This is a genomic window from Kitasatospora griseola, assembly GCF_044999035.1.
GTDB lineage: Bacteria > Actinomycetota > Actinomycetes > Streptomycetales > Streptomycetaceae > Kitasatospora > Kitasatospora griseola.
On sequence record NZ_CP173360.1, the window covers coordinates 815,539 to 829,407 of the forward strand.

The 13,869-nt window shown below is 73.0% G+C and carries 12 protein-coding genes and 3 pseudogenes; 8 read left to right on the forward strand and 7 right to left on the reverse strand.

Annotation, left to right across the window (positions count from 1 at the left end; translation table 11 throughout):
- Positions 1-103 precede the first annotated feature (103 nt).
- The 4 genes from ACI1MP_RS04030 to ACI1MP_RS04045 all read left to right on the forward strand — a co-directional run bounded on the left by ACI1MP_RS04030 (position 104) and on the right by ACI1MP_RS04045 (position 2,421).
- Entirely contained in the window at positions 104-487 is a 384-nt protein-coding gene (locus ACI1MP_RS04030; RefSeq protein ID WP_380332281.1) for a hypothetical protein, read from the forward strand.
- Positions 487-1,476, forward strand: coding sequence for a transcriptional regulator (locus tag ACI1MP_RS04035; protein WP_404867736.1), 990 nt, complete (start codon positions 487-489; stop codon positions 1,474-1,476). Before ACI1MP_RS04030 ends, ACI1MP_RS04035 begins: the two co-directional genes overlap by 1 nt.
- Before the next feature lie 37 nt (positions 1,477-1,513).
- Positions 1,514-1,945, forward strand: a complete 432-nt coding sequence (locus tag ACI1MP_RS04040; RefSeq protein WP_232733764.1) for a roadblock/LC7 domain-containing protein — start codon at positions 1,514-1,516, stop codon at positions 1,943-1,945.
- Between the two features lie 101 nt (positions 1,946-2,046).
- Entirely contained in the window at positions 2,047-2,421 is a 375-nt protein-coding gene (locus ACI1MP_RS04045) for a hypothetical protein (protein WP_100584654.1), read from the forward strand.
- A 2-nt stretch (positions 2,422-2,423) separates the two neighbouring features.
- Here the strand turns inward: ACI1MP_RS04045 and ACI1MP_RS04050 are convergent, their stop codons facing one another.
- The 6 genes from ACI1MP_RS04050 to ACI1MP_RS04075 all read right to left on the reverse strand — a co-directional run bounded on the left by ACI1MP_RS04050 (position 2,424) and on the right by ACI1MP_RS04075 (position 10,056).
- The gene (locus ACI1MP_RS04050) at positions 2,424-4,217 is read right to left on the reverse strand and encodes a glycoside hydrolase family 36 protein (RefSeq protein WP_404867737.1); all 1,794 of its coding nucleotides are present in this window, start codon (positions 4,215-4,217) and stop codon (positions 2,424-2,426) included.
- 183 nt (positions 4,218-4,400) lie between these two features.
- Positions 4,401-5,378: an ABC transporter ATP-binding protein gene (locus ACI1MP_RS04055; RefSeq protein WP_404867738.1), complete on the reverse strand. Its 978-nt coding sequence runs from the start codon at positions 5,376-5,378 to the stop codon at positions 4,401-4,403.
- Complete coding sequence (locus tag ACI1MP_RS04060; protein WP_380332293.1) at positions 5,375-6,358, reverse strand: ABC transporter ATP-binding protein; 984 nt, start codon at positions 6,356-6,358, stop codon at positions 5,375-5,377. Before ACI1MP_RS04060 ends, ACI1MP_RS04055 begins: the two co-directional genes overlap by 4 nt.
- A complete protein-coding gene (locus ACI1MP_RS04065) occupies positions 6,355-7,344 on the reverse strand; it encodes an ABC transporter permease (RefSeq protein ID WP_380332296.1) in 990 nt (329 codons plus the stop codon). Before ACI1MP_RS04065 ends, ACI1MP_RS04060 begins: the two co-directional genes overlap by 4 nt.
- Positions 7,341-8,300: an ABC transporter permease gene (locus ACI1MP_RS04070; RefSeq protein WP_380332299.1), complete on the reverse strand. Its 960-nt coding sequence runs from the start codon at positions 8,298-8,300 to the stop codon at positions 7,341-7,343. Before ACI1MP_RS04070 ends, ACI1MP_RS04065 begins: the two co-directional genes overlap by 4 nt.
- Before the next feature lie 16 nt (positions 8,301-8,316).
- Positions 8,317-10,056: an ABC transporter substrate-binding protein gene (locus ACI1MP_RS04075; protein WP_380332302.1), complete on the reverse strand. Its 1,740-nt coding sequence runs from the start codon at positions 10,054-10,056 to the stop codon at positions 8,317-8,319.
- A 254-nt stretch (positions 10,057-10,310) separates the two neighbouring features.
- Here ACI1MP_RS04075 and ACI1MP_RS04080 point away from each other — a divergent pair, with 254 nt between their 5' ends.
- The 4 genes and pseudogenes from ACI1MP_RS04080 to ACI1MP_RS04095 all read left to right on the forward strand — a co-directional run bounded on the left by ACI1MP_RS04080 (position 10,311) and on the right by ACI1MP_RS04095 (position 13,114).
- The gene (locus ACI1MP_RS04080) at positions 10,311-11,756 is read left to right on the forward strand and encodes an aminopeptidase P family protein (RefSeq protein ID WP_380332305.1); all 1,446 of its coding nucleotides are present in this window, start codon (positions 10,311-10,313) and stop codon (positions 11,754-11,756) included.
- A gap of 243 nt (positions 11,757-11,999) precedes the next feature.
- A pseudogene (locus ACI1MP_RS04085) lies at positions 12,000-12,197 on the forward strand (hypothetical protein); the annotation flags it as partial.
- A pseudogene (locus ACI1MP_RS04090) lies at positions 12,152-12,421 on the forward strand (DUF6183 family protein); the annotation flags it as partial. The pseudogenes ACI1MP_RS04085 and ACI1MP_RS04090, both read left to right, overlap by 46 nt.
- A gap of 70 nt (positions 12,422-12,491) precedes the next feature.
- Positions 12,492-13,114, forward strand: a pseudogene (locus ACI1MP_RS04095) (DUF6183 family protein).
- Positions 13,115-13,121: 7 nt separating this feature from the next.
- Here ACI1MP_RS04095 and ACI1MP_RS04100 read toward each other — a convergent pair.
- Positions 13,122-13,835 (reverse strand): RibD family protein, encoded by a 714-nt coding sequence (locus tag ACI1MP_RS04100; RefSeq protein WP_404867739.1) that lies wholly within the window; start codon positions 13,833-13,835, stop codon positions 13,122-13,124.
- Between the last annotated feature and the right edge of the window lie 34 nt (positions 13,836-13,869).

Genomic DNA, 13,869 nt, shown 5'->3' on the forward strand with positions numbered 1-13,869 from the left:
GCGGGGGCCCCGCCGGTAGCGTTGCGTCCCGGTCAGACTACCGCAGGTGAAAGCGGTGGCAGCGACGCACCGTGTCCGGCACGGTGGGGAGGGAACGCCGTACGTGTCCGGGATCGAAGAGTGCCTTGCGGAAGCCATGGGGATCACCGGCGCCCTGGGGGTCAGCCTGGTCGACTGGACCAACGGCCTGGCCATCGGCACCGCCGGACTGGGCCCCGACGGCGACCACGAGGTCGGGGCGGCCGACGCCACCGAACTGGCCCGGGCCGTCACCCAGACCCCGTCGTTCGCCGACCCGGACTCCGGCGCCCCGCCCGCCGAGGACGTCATCGTCACCTCGGCCGGCAACTACCACCTGATCCGGTTCGTCCCCGCCGCCTTCGACGCGAACGTCTTCCTCTACCTCCGGCTGGACCGCGACCACGCCAACCTGGCGATGGCCCGGCTCCGCCTCGCCGCCATCGCCGACCGACTGGTGCTCACCTGATGTGGTCCGCCGACACCCTCACGCCCGCCTCCACCACCGGCCCCTACCGCGTCCCGCCGATGCCGACCGTGCCGCCGCTGCTGGTCGCCTCCCCTCAACTCGCCGCCCCGGCCCCGCAGTCGATCCCCCGCCCGCGGCGCACCCAGGCCGCGCCGCTCCCCCGCCGTCGACGCTCCGCCTGCGCGCCCGCCACCACGTTCGAGGCGGCGCTCACCGACCTCGCCACCGAGGGCGCCACCGGCGTCCTGCACGGCCCGGACGGCGCGGTGCACCTGGCGGCCGGCCTGGTGGTGCACGCCGAGTCCCCGCGCGGGGCGAGCGTCGGCCACCTGCTCACCGCCGCCGGCCGGGTCACCGTCCGCGCCTGGGAGGAGAGCATGGCGCTGACCGGCGGACACCCCGCCGACCACCTGCTCGCCGCCGGACTGGTCGGCCGCGGCGAACTCGAACTCGCCCGCTTGGCCGCCACCTTGGACGGCGCCCACGACGCGCTCGCCCAGCACGGCGGCGAGCTGCGCTTCGACTCCGCCGCCCGCCCCGGCTTCCGGCTCGCCCGCCCGCTGTCCGTCCTGGAGCTGCGCGGCGCGGTCGGCCGACGCCGCGCCCTGCTGGACTCCTGCTGGCCGTCCGCCGAACTCGACTCCGCCCCGCCGGTCGCCACCGGCGCCGTCCCGGTCCGCCGCACCGCCGTGCCGCGCCACCGCCGGCAGGCGCTGCTGGCCGCCGCCGACGGCACCCGCACCGTGCCCGAACTGGCCCGGCTGCTGGGCCGCACCACCTTCGGCGCCCTGCTGGACGTCCGGCAGCTGGCCGCCGCCGGGCTGCTCTCGGCCGGCCGGCCCGCCGTCCTCCCCGACCCGCCACCGGCCGCCGCGCCCGGTCCGGCGCCGCCGGACGTGCTGCTGCCGCCCGGCCCGCGCTCCTACGACTCCTCGGACCCGGAGGTGGGCCTGCTGCTCCGACTACGTGCCGCCCTGGAGGCCCTGTGACCGCCCTGTCCGCCCGCACCTGCCCGCCGTCCGAGTCATGAAGCGCACGTTCCGTCAACTGACCGCGAGGAGGACGCCCGTGCTGCCCGAAGCCGAGGTGCAGGCCGAACTGCGGGGCCTGCGGTCCCGCGTCCCGCATCTGACGGGTTCGCTGGTCGCCACCGTCGACGGCCTGGTGGTGGCCCATGACACCAGCGCCCTGGAGGCGGAGAGCGTGGCCGCGCTCACCGCCGCCGCGCTCGGCGTGGGCGCGCGGCTCACGGAGGCCACCGGGCAGGGCGCCTTCCTGGAGCTGATCACGCGCGGCGAGCGCGGCTACACGGCGACGTACGCCGCCGGCGCGTACACGGTGCTCACGCTGCTGGCCGACGCGCAGGCCAACGTCGGCCGCCTGCACCTGGAGGCCCGCCGCGCCGGCGCGCGGATAGCCGCCCTGGCCGACGCGGACCTCGACCGCAGCCCGCTCTGACCCTCCCGTTCTCCCCCTTCGACGTTCGTCCCGTCTCCGCACCACCCGTCCCGTCGATCTGACGTGCCGTCAATTCGCTTACCGGAAGAGGTACTTGCACCATGTCTACGCTGGAAACCGCGCTCAAGGAGATCATGGGGTCGGTCGAGGGCGCCATCGGTGTCGCCCTGGTCGACTACAACAGCGGCATGGCCCTGGGCCTGATCGGCGGCGGCCCCGACCTGGACCTGAACGTCGCCGCCGCCGGCAACACCGACGTGGTCCGGGCCAAGCTCCGCGCGATGGAACTGCTCAACCTGAACGAGGCGATCGAGGACATCCTGATCACCCTCTCCTCCCAGTACCACCTGATCCGCCCGCTCACCTCCCGCTCCGGCAAGGGCCTGTTCCTCTACCTGGCGCTGGACCGCAACCGGGCGAACCTGGCGATGGCCCGCCACCAGCTGAAGAAGGTCGAGACCGACCTGGAGGTCTGAGGTCAGCCGACCCGGCCGAGGGTGAGCAGGCCCCCGGTGGGCACCCGGACGGCGAGTTCCGTCCCGTCGACCGGGGTCTGCGCCCGCGCCACCTCCCCGCCCAGGCAGTCCTGCACCAGCAGTTCGACCGGGCCCGGCGCCCGGTCGAACTCGATCCGCACCAGGGTGTCCGGGTCGGCGTTCGCCACCAGCAGCCTCCGCCAGTGGCCCGCGGCGCGCAGCGGCAGCGGGGCGTAGCGGCCGAACGCCAGCGCGCCCGCGCGCCGCGCCTCGATCACGGGGTACGCCAACTCGGGCCGGTGCGGGCGCAGTTCGCCGCGCTGGAGCAGCTCGCGGTGCTCGGCCATGACGCCCAGCCAGAACCTCAGTGCGGCCAGCTGCTCCGGGCGCTGCGCGGCGAGGTCGACGGAGACCTGGGCGGTGGCGAACAGCACCGACTGGAGCAGCACGGCGATCTGTTCCGGGCTCTCCTCGGGGTGCCAGGTCAGCGGGTCGGCGTGCACGGCGAGCGGCCCGGCGGTGAGGCGCAGGTCGGCGGTGCGGACCCGGTTCTCCACGGCGTTGTGCGGGCAGTCGGCGGCCCGGACCATGGTGGCGTAGGGCCACAGGCCGGGGCCGAGGTAGTCCTGGCGGTGTTCGACCAGCACGTCGGGGCGGGTGGCGCGGAGCCGTTCGTCGAGGGCGGCGAGCAGTCTCTGCACGCCTTCGGCGACGGTGGCGCAGTCCGCTTCGGGCGAGGCGGTGTGGGGCGCGGCGCCGGCTGCGGGCCGGTGGGCGAAGGTGTCGACGAAGTCGATCTTCAGGCCGTCGACGCCGTGCTGCTCGACGGCGGCGCCGAGCCGGTCGACCTGGTGGGCGCGGACGGTGGGGCTGCGCGGGTCGAGCAGGTAGGTCTCCAGTGTCGGCAGGTGGGCGAGGGTGTGGCCGGCCAGCCGGGTCGCCGCTTCGCTGCGGTCGCCGACGAACGGGACGGCGTGCCACAGCAGGTAGTTCAGGCCGAGGTCGCGGACCCGGGCGACGTGCGCGGCGAAGTCCGGGAAGTCGGTGGGGGCGGGCTGCCAGTCGCCGGTGGTGGCGTAGGAGCGGGTGCGCTCGTCGGTCTGCCAGCCGTCGTCGACGATCAGGCTGCGGAAGCCGAGCGGTGCGGCGAGTTCGGCGAGGCGCTCGACGTCGGTGGCGGCCATCGCCAGGTGCAGGGCGTACCAGGTGCAGAACACCGGCTCGAACGCGGCGTCGGGGACGGCGCGGACGGGCGCGAGGCCGGCCCACCAGTCGGCGCACTCCCGGACGGTGTCGGCGAAGTGACGGCCGCTCAGGTCGAGGCGCAGGGCGATCCCGGGGCCGTCCTGCTCGATCCACCAGCTGTAGCGCCCGGTCTCCTCGACCGCGCCTTCGCCGATGGCGACGGGTCGGACGAGTTCGCCGACCGCGAAGGTGCACAGCGCGCTGTCGCCCTGGCCGACCAGGCTGCCGACGGGTGCGCCCTTGGGCAGTGACGCCTCCCGGGGGTTCGCCCAGCTCGGCGGCAGCCAGCGGGCGTTGGTGTTGGGCGTCCAGTAGCCGGTGGCGCCGATGCAGGGCAGTTGCCATTCGATCCGCAGGCGGGCGTCCGGCTCGACGGTGGTCGCCTCGATCAGCAGCACGCCGGGGACGGCGAGTTCGGTCACGGTCACGGCCGGGGCGCTCACGCTCCCGACCGCCGTCACCCGGAGGGTGAGCAGGCCGGCGTCGACGGTGCGGGAGGTCTCGGTGCGACCGGACGGCGGTGCGGAGCCGTCCCAGGACAGTGCGGTCACGCGGGGTTTCCTTTCGCGGGAAGTGGTCCCACTCCGGCCGGCCGCGGAAGCGGGAGAACGGCCGGCCGGAGCGGGGGTTCGAGGCGTCGGCCCGGCGACGCGCGCCGGTCGGCGGCGCAGCGGGCCTTCGCAGGTGTGGTCGGCGGGAGAGCGTGGGCTCTCCCGTCCCGCCCGCGAGGTGCGCTACGTCTCGGGGAAGTGGCAGGCGACCTGGCGGGTGGGCGTGTCGGGGGCGAGCACCGGCGCCTCGGTCCGGCAGATTGCCTGCGCCTTGGGGCAGCGCGGGTGGAAGGTACAGCCGGGCGGGGGGCTGGCGGGGCTGGGCGGGTCGCCGAGCAGGACGATGCGTTCGCGGGCGCGCTCGGCGGCCGGGTCGGGCAGCGGGACGGCGGACAGCAGCGCCTTGGTGTACGGGTGGGCGGGGCGCTCGTACACGTCCGCCCGGTCGCCGAGTTCGACGATCCGGCCGAGGTACATGACGGCGACCCGGTGGCTGAGGTGTTTGACCACGGCGAGGTCGTGCGCGATGAAGACGTAGGCGACGCCGAGTTCGGCCTGCAGGCGTTCCATCAGGCCGACGATCTGCGCCTGGATGGAGACGTCGAGCGCGGACACCGGCTCGTCCGCGACGACGAGTTCGGGCCGGGTCGCGAGCGCCCGGGCGATGCCGATGCGTTGGGCCTGGCCCCCGGAGAACTGGTGCGGGTAGCGCTCCAGGTGTTCGGGGGCGAGCCCGACCAGCCGGATCAGGTCCCGGACCTCCTCGCGGATCGTCGAAGGGGAGGCGCCCTGCGCACGCAGCGGGGCCGCGATGATCTGCTGGACGGTCTTGCGCGGGTTGAGCGAGGCGAACGGGTCCTGGAAGATCATCTGGAACTTGCTGCGCAGCGGCCGCAGTTGGCGCTGCGGGGCCCGGGTGATGTCCTGTCCGCGGAAGCTGACCTGCCCGGCCGTCGGGTCGAGCAGGCGGACCAGCATCCGTCCGGTGGTGGACTTGCCGCAGCCGGATTCGCCGACCAGTCCGAGGGTCTCGCCGGGGCGGACGTCGAAGCTGACGCCGTCCACGGCGCGGACGCCGGGGGCCCGGCGCAGGACGCCGCGCGGGCCGGGGAAGGTCATGCCGAGGTCGCGGACGCTCAGCACCGCGGTGTCGGTGGTCATGCGGTCACCTCGTCGTGGATGCAGGCGCTGCGGTGGCCGCCGGCGACGGTGCGCAGCGGCGGCCGTTCGCCGGTGCAGCGGGTGTCGGGCGTGGCGGCGTACGCGGGGCAGCGGGGGTGGAAGGCGCAGCCGGCGGGCGGGGCGAGCAGGGACGGCGGGGTGCCGGGGATCGCGCGCAGGGCGGTGTCGGGCGCCGCGTCGAGGCGGGGCAGGGAGTCGAGCAGCCCGCGGGTGTACGGGTGCCGGGGGGTGGTGAACAGCGCTTCGGCGTCGGCCTGTTCGACCGCGGAGCCGCCGTACATGACGAGGACGTCGTCGGCGGCGCGGGCGATGACGCCGAGGTCGTGGGTGATCAGGACGAGGCCGAGGCCGCGCTCGCGCTGGAGGCGGGTCAGCAGGTCGAGGACCTGGGCCTGGACGGTGACGTCGAGGGCGGTGGTGGGTTCGTCGGCGATGATCAGGTCGGGTTCGCAGGACAGCGCGAGGGCGATCATGGCGCGTTGGCGCATGCCGCCGGAGAACTGGTGCGGGTGTTCGCGGGCGCGCCGGGCGGGTTCGGGGATGCCGACGTCGCCGAGGACGTCGACGGCGCGGGCGTGGGCGGCTTTCCGGGTGCCGCCGAAGTGGCTGCGGTAGGCCTCGGCGATCTGGTCGCCGACGGTGAAGTAGGGGTGCAGGGCGGTGAGGGCGTCCTGGAACACCATCGCCATTTTCCGTCCGCGCAGGGTGCGCAGGTGGTCGTCAGGGGCGCCGATCAGCTCGGTGCCGTCGAGTTGCGCGGAGCCGGTGACGGTGGCGCCGCGGTGCAGTCCCATGACGGCGAGGGAGGTGACGGACTTTCCGGAGCCGGATTCGCCGACGATGCCGAGGGTGCGTCCGCGTTCGACGGTGAAGTCGATGCCTTTGACGGCGTGGACGGTGCCTTCGGCGGTGTCGAAGGTGACGGCGAGGTTCTGTACGGCGAGCAGGGGTGTGGTCATGCGAGCCTCGCCCTCGGGTCGATCCAGGCGTAGAGGAGGTCCACGACCAGGTTGGAGCTGACGATGAAGAAGGAGGCGAGCAGGGTGACGCCCATGACGACGGGCTGGTCGGACTTGTTGAGGGAGTCGGCGAAGAGTTTGCCGATGCCGGGGAGGCTGAACAGGGATTCGGTGATCAGGGCGCCGGCCAGCAGTCCGCCGAGGTCCATGCCGAGCATGGTGACGACGGGGGTGAGGGCGGGGCGCAGGCCGTGCTTGCCGACGACGCGGCGCTCGCGCAGGCCTTTGGCGCGGGCGGTGCGCACGTACGGTTCGGCCATCGTCTCGATGACGGAGTTGCGCGTCATCCGGGCGTAGATGGCGGCGTTCAGCAGGGCGAGGGTGATCCACGGCAGGATCAGGTTGGAGATCCACTGGCCGGGGTGCTCGGTGAAGGCGATGTAGCGGGGGTAGGGCAGCAGGCCGGCCACTGTGACGACCAGGTAGAGCAGGATCATCGCGGTGAAGTAGACCGGCAGGGCGGCGATGCCGATGGTGCCGACCATCAGGGTGCGGTCGAGGCGGGTGCCGCGGCGCAGCGCGGAGACCACGCCGGTGCCGACGCCGAGGAGCAGCCAGAGGGCGGCGGCGCCGAGGGCGAGGGAGATGCTGGTGGGCAGCCGGTCCATCATCAGGTCCCAGACGGGCTGGGCGGACTGGAAGGAGTAGCCGAAGCAGGGGAAGCCGCACTGGACGGCGTACTGGCCGGTGCCGAGGGTCTGGCCGGCGAAGATGCCGGTGACGTAGTGCCAGAACTGGACGATCAGGGGGTCGGCCAGTCCGAGCTGTTGGCGGACGAGTTCGATGCGTTCGGTGGAGCAGTCCTTGCCGCAGAACTGGACGGCGGGGTCGGCGGGGAACAGGTAGAAGACGGCGAAGGTGAGCGCGCAGACGACCAGCAGGGTGGCGGCCATAGCAGCGAGCCGGCGGAGCAGGTATCCGATCACGTCCGGCTGCCCTTCGGGTCGAGGGCGTCCCGCAGGGCGTCGCCGACCAGGGTGAAGGCCAGGACCACCAGGAACAGGCAGGCGCTGGGGAGGATGAAGAACATCGGGTCGACCTTGTAGTAGAGCACCGCGTCGGAGATCATCTGCCCCCACGAGGGGGTGGGCGGGCGGATGCCGACGCCGAGGAAGCTGAGTGCGGCCTCGGTGCCGATCAGGCCGGGGACGGCGAGGGTGACGTAGACGATGATGGTGCCGGTGAGGTTGGGCAGGATCTCGCCGAACAGGATGCGGCTGTTGCGGGTGCCGCTGGCGCGGGCGGCCTCGACGTACTCGCGGTGTTTGAGGGAGAGGGTCTGGCCGCGGACCACGCGGGCGATGTAGGGCCAGGAGAACAGCGACATGACACCGATCAGCAGCAGGACGCGGTTGACGTCCCGGGCGACGGAGAGCAGCGCGATCATGAAGATCAGGCTGGGGAACGACATCATGACGTCCATGAACCGGCTGATCAGGGCGTCGGTGCGGCCGCCGAAGTAGCCGGCGGTGATGCCGAGGACGGTGCCGATCAGGGTGATCATCAGGGCGGCGCTGAACGCGACCAGGAGGCTGATCTGGGCGCCGTAGAGCAGCCGGGCGAAGATGTCGCGGCCGAGCAGCGGTTCGACGCCGAGCCAGTGCTGGGGGCTGATGCCGCCGAGGGCGCCGCGGGGCAGGCCGCCGAGGTAGGGGTCGACGGCTTTCTTGTCGACGGTGTCGGGGCGGGTGCCGCTGATCGCGGTGAGCACCGGCGCGAGGAGTGCGGCCAGGACGAAGAAGGCGATGATGGCGGCGCCGACAAGGGCGGCCTTCTGACGGCGCAGGCGGTGCAGGGCGAGCTTCCAGGGGGACGCGGGGGCCTCGGTGGTGTCCGGGGCCCCCGCCCCCTCGGCCGCGGCCGTCGGGAGCGGGGTGGTCATGGTGGGAACTCCCGCTCTACTTGACGGACTTGAGGCCGATGCCCGCGTAGTCGAGCTGCCCGGCCCAGACCGGGTGGGCGTACGCTCCGGCGATGTTGGAGCCGACCAGGACGGGCTTCTTCTGCCAGATCAGCGGGACGGCGGGCGAGGCCTCCATGATCTTGGCGTCCAGCGCGAGCCAGGCCTCGTTGGCCTTCTTCAGGTCGTCCAGGCCGGCGATCCGGTCGAGTTCGGCGTTGACCGTCGGGTCGTCGAACCGGGTCATGTTGCCGTTGTTGCCCTTGTCCTTGACCGCCCGGCCGTCGAAGATCATCGGCAGGAAGGTGCCGGCGGACGGGTAGTCGGGGCACCAGCCGAGGCTGGTGAGTCCGGGCTGCTTCTCCTTGTCGCCGACGATCGAGTTGACGGCGGTGGGGTCGACGGTGGTGATCGTGACGTTCACCCCCGCGCGCTTGAGGGCGGCCTGGATGGCCTCGGCCTGCGCCTTGCCGCCGGTGGAGGTGACGAAGTCGGTGGAGAAGCCGTTCGGGAAGCCCGCCTCGGCGAGCAGCTGCTTGGCCTTCTCGGGGTCGCCGCCGGGCTTGATCTTGAAGTGGTCGACGGCCGTGCCGGCGGTGAGCATCGGGGGCAGGTAGGTGGTGGCGATGTCGTTGAACGCGGGGCCGCCGGTGGCGGCGGCGAAGGACTCCTTGTCCACCGCGTACTGCATCGCCAGACGGACCTTGGCGTTGTCGAACGGCGCCTTGGTGGTGTTCATGTCCAGCTTGGTGGTGCAGCCCGCGTTCTCGCTGATCAGGCGCTTCTTGACGTCGGGGTTGGTGAGCACCTCGGAGATCTTCGCGGGCGTCAGGTCCACGTAGGAGATGGCGCTCTTGTCGTCGCCCTGGTCGGCGATCAGGCGGTCGGCGATGCCGGTGCCCTTGAGGGTCTGGTCGACCACGATCTTGTCGGGGTACGCCTTGCGGACCGGGTCGGTGGCCTGGTCCCAGTTGGTGTTGCGGACCAGCACCATGCGCTTGCCGCGGTCGTAGCTCTCGATCTTGTACGGGCCGGAGGAGACCGGGTGGTTGGAGTAGTTGGCGCCCGCCTCCTTGGCCTTGGGGACGGGCGAGAAGGTGGGCAGGGTGACGGTGTAGCCGAACTCGGCGACCGGGCGCTTGAGGTGGAAGACGATCGTCTTGGCGTCCGGGACCTCGATGGCGTCGCTGCCGAGCCGTTCGCCGCCCAGCGGGCCCTTGTACCCGGCCGGGGCGTTGAGGTAGCGCACCGCGTAGTCGGGCCCGCCGGCCAGTTCCGGCGAGTACGACCGCTCGACGTTGTACTTGATGTCGTCGGCGGTGATCGGGGTGCCGTCCTCGTACTTGAGGTTGTCCTTCAGATGGAAGGTCCAGGTCTTCGCGCCGTCGCTGGAGGTGCCGAGGTCGGTGGCCAGGTCGGGTTCGATCTTCAGGCCCTCGGCGCCGGGGGCGGCCTTGAAGGTGGTCAGGGTGCGGTAGAGCATTCGCACGCCGACGTCCATCACCGGCATGGTCCAGTTGCGGGCGGGGTCGAGCTGGTCGAAGTCCTGGTTCGACAGGATCGTCAGGGTGCCGCCCTTGACGGGGGTGCCGCCGACGATGCCGTTGCCTTCGGTGGTCACACCCTGCGGTCCGCCGCTGTCGTCACCGCCGCCGCCGTTGCTGCCGCACGCGGCGAGGACGAGGGTGAGGGACGCCGCGATGGCCGCCGCGAGGGCGGCGTGGGTACGCCTGTTCATGTGCATCTCCGGAACTGGGGGCTGCTCAACGGGGATCAGGTCACCGAGAGTTCGGCGCCTCCGGGGATCGATGCCGCCGGGGTCTGGCCCGCTCTGAGGTGTGACCCGTAACATAGTAATGTGAAATTGCACTGCGCAATGAGGTGGCCCGACTGTTACCGAGCCGTGTCATTGCTCGCCGCTCAGCAGTGCAATTTCCTTGCCGCTCACACCCGTTGTCCCTGTTTCGCCCCCGCTCGGAGGAGTTCCACCCGATGGCCGACCAGCCCGCACTGAACACCGGCAGCCACGACCTGCCCATCACCCCCGCCCTGGCCGCCTTCATGGCCGACCAGTGGGCCGCCACCCCGCTGCCCGCCGACAGCCGCGTCCCCGGCCACGCGTACTTCCCGGCCCGCCGGGCCCGGATCGCCGCCGCCTTCCCCGGCGAGCGACTGCTCGTCCCCGCGGGGCAGTTGAAGATCCGCAGCAACGACTGCGACTACCGCTTCCGCCCGAACAGCGCCTACGCCCACCTCACCGGGCTGACCGGTGAGGAGCAGGTCGGCCACGTCCTGGTGATCGAGCCCGACGGCGAGGCCGTGCTGTACCTGCGGCCCCGCTCCGACCGGGCCGGCGGCTCCGCCGAGTTCTACCGCGACCGCCGCTACGGCGAGTTCTGGGTCGGCCGGCGCGCCGACCTCGCCGAGGCCGCCCAGCTCACCGGCCTGCGCACCGCCCACCTCGACGACCTGCCGAAGCTGTTCACCACCGGCGCGCCCACCCGCGTCCTCGCCGACGTCGACCCCGTCCTGGACGCCCTGGCCGGCCGCCCGTCCGCCGACCACGCCGCCCGCGACGGCCAACTCGCCGCCGCGCTCAGCGAGTTGCGCCTGATCAAGGACCCGTGGGAGGTCGACCAGCTCCAGCTCTCCGTCGACCACACCGCCGCGGGCTTCGCCGACGTGGTCCGCGCGCTGCCCGCCGCACTGCGCCACCACCGCGGCGAGCGCATCCTGGAGGGCGCGTTCAACGCCCGCGCCCGCGCCGAGGGCAACGGCACCGGCTACGAGACCATCGTCGCCTCCGGCGCGCACGCCTGCGTGCTGCACTGGATCCGCAACGACGGCCCGCTCGACCCGGCCCAGCTCCTGCTGCTCGACGCGGGCGTGGAGACCGACACCCTCTACACCGCCGACATCACCCGCACCCTGCCGCTGTCCGGAACCTTCTCCCCCGCCCAGCGCGACGCCTACGAACTCGTCCTCGCCGCGCAGAACGCCGGCATCGCCACGCTGCGCCCCGGCGCGTCCTTCCGCGACTTCCACCGTGCCGCGATGCGGGTGATCGCCGAGGGCCTCGCCGAGTGGGGCGTGCTGCCCGTCTCCGCCGAGGAGGCGCTGCGCGAGGACTCCGGCCTGTACCGCCGCTACACCCTCTGCGCCAGCGGCCACATGCTCGGCCTGGACGTCCACGACTGCGCGAAGGCCCGCGCCGAGACGTACCTGGACGGCGTGCTGGAGGAAGGCATGGTCCTCACCGTCGAGCCGGGCCTCTACCTCCAGCCCGACGACCTCACCCTGCCGCCCGCGCTGCGCGGCATCGGCATCCGCATCGAGGACGACCTGGTGATCACCGCCGACGGCGCCCGCCTGATGTCCGCCGAGCTGCCGCGCACGGTGGACGGCATCGAGTCCTGGATGGGCGAGCTGCTGGGCTGATGTCCGGATGAACGATCGGGTCACGGGTGCGCAGGCCCAGCCCCCGTGACCGACCGTGGCCTCCGTACCGATCGCATCGCCCGCATCGCCCGCATCGTGGCGGACCTCCCCGTCTCAACGACGTCGACAGCGTCTACGCGACGGCCCGGGAGCAACTCGCGCGGGGCGACGCCGCGTTCCTCGCCTAAGGGCTGTCTTCAAACCGCCGTCGCAGCCCTGCGGCGTCCGGTGCGTGCTCTCGGCGTGCCGGGTGGAAGGCCTCGTACTGGGTGTACTCGGCTTTTCGCCCGGTGCGGCGAGAGTGCGTGCCAGGGGGCGTGGGGCAGGCGGCGGTTTGAAGACAGGCCCCAGCTCGGCCTCGCCCTCGCCGGGCACCTCGGCGGGGCGGAGCCGAAGTGGCAGTACCGCAGCGTCCTCGACCACCTGGTCCGGCTCCTGGCCGCCCGGCCCGGCGCCGAGAACGTCCGGCAGGCGCTGCGGCTGCTCACCGCGGCACCCGGCTCCGGCCGCCCCGCATCCTCGCTGCCGGCGTCCGGCCACCGCCCGGCCACCGTCCGGCCGACCTCGCCGCCGCGTTCGCCGAGCCCGCCCCGAACGAGCTACGGGCCTGCCCGGTCCACGAGTTGATCCTGCGCGGCGTGGACCTCGACACCGTCGCCGGCGCCTCCGCGTGGGCGGGCCGCCCCGCAGTTCGCCCACCACCCACTGGGCGCGCTGCCCCTGACGCCCTCCCCGCTGGAGGCGCTCGCCGACCTGCCCGGCCACGGCCCGTACGGCAGTTGCCACGCGCTGCCGTCCGGGGGTTCGGAAGGCGAGCAGTTGACGGCCCGCCGCACCACCGAACCGCTGCCGCCCGCCGCCGAAACGACCACCCCGGAGGCGGCCGAGGCCCTGGGCCGGGCCGTCGCGAACTGGGCCGAGGGGTCCAACGGCCGCATCGAGGCCGGGTGTTCGAGTTCGCCGCACCGCTGCCCGTCGAGTCCGTCCCGGTCGCCCTGCTCGCCCTCGGCCTGGACTGCCTCGCCGGCGCCGAGCCCTCCGCGCTCTCCGTCACCGCCTGCCCACCGGCCGAGGCCTGGAGCGTCCTGTTCGCCGCCGCCTCCACCGGCGGCGCCTACAACCACGGCGTGCAGGGCGCCTACGGCCGCCTCGCCGCGTGGCAGTCGCCGGCCGCACTGGCCGACGCCGGCCTCCCCACCGCCGAGGCCCGCGCCACCGCCTGTCACTGGTTCACCTTCGACGCCCCCGCCCCCTGGTTCGACCGCATCGCCTGGGACTTCGGCCCCGCCGCCCTCACCCCCGACCGCCGCCGCCTCGCCGTCCTCGCGGCCACCGACACGGACACCGACACCGACTGACGCCCCCTCACGGGGCGTAGCGCAACAGCACCACATCGCCCACCGTCTCGGCCCCCAGCAACGTCATCCGATGCGTGCTGCCGCCCGGGAACGCGGCCGGATACACGAAACGCGGCGCACCCGCCTCGCCGACCAGCAGCGGCGCCACCGCCAGCTGGACCTCGTCGGCGAGGCCCAGCGACAGGAACTGCGTGTGAATCCGCCCGCCGCCCTCCACCATCAGCCGCCGCACCCCACGGGCCGCCAGGTCGTCGAGCATCGCCCCGAAGTCGACGCTGTCACCGGTGCTCACCACCTCGGCCAGCCCGTCCAGCGTGCCGCCCAGCCTCGACTCCCCGGCGTCGGTGGTGTACACGACCTTCCGGTCGCCGAAGTGCCAGAACTTCAACCCCCGATCGAGATCGCCGCTCGCCGAGACCGTCACCTTCAACGGGTACGCCGGCTTCCCCGCCGCGACCCGCTCGGCCCGCCGCCGCTCGCTGTTGACGAGGAGCCGCGGATCGTCCGCCCGCAGCGTGTTCCCGCCGACCAGGACGGCGTCCGACTCGGCCCGCACCTGGTCCACCCGGTCGAAGTCCTCGGCGTTCGACAGCAGCAGCCGCTCCGCCGAGGTGTCGTCGATGTACCCGTCGATCGAGGTGGCGACGCTCAGCAGCACGTACGGGCGCTCGGCCATGGTGGCTCCGTTCTTCGCGGACGGACCCCGGCGGTCCTCGGGCATGATCACACGCCCCGGACCTGTCGGTGACCGACGG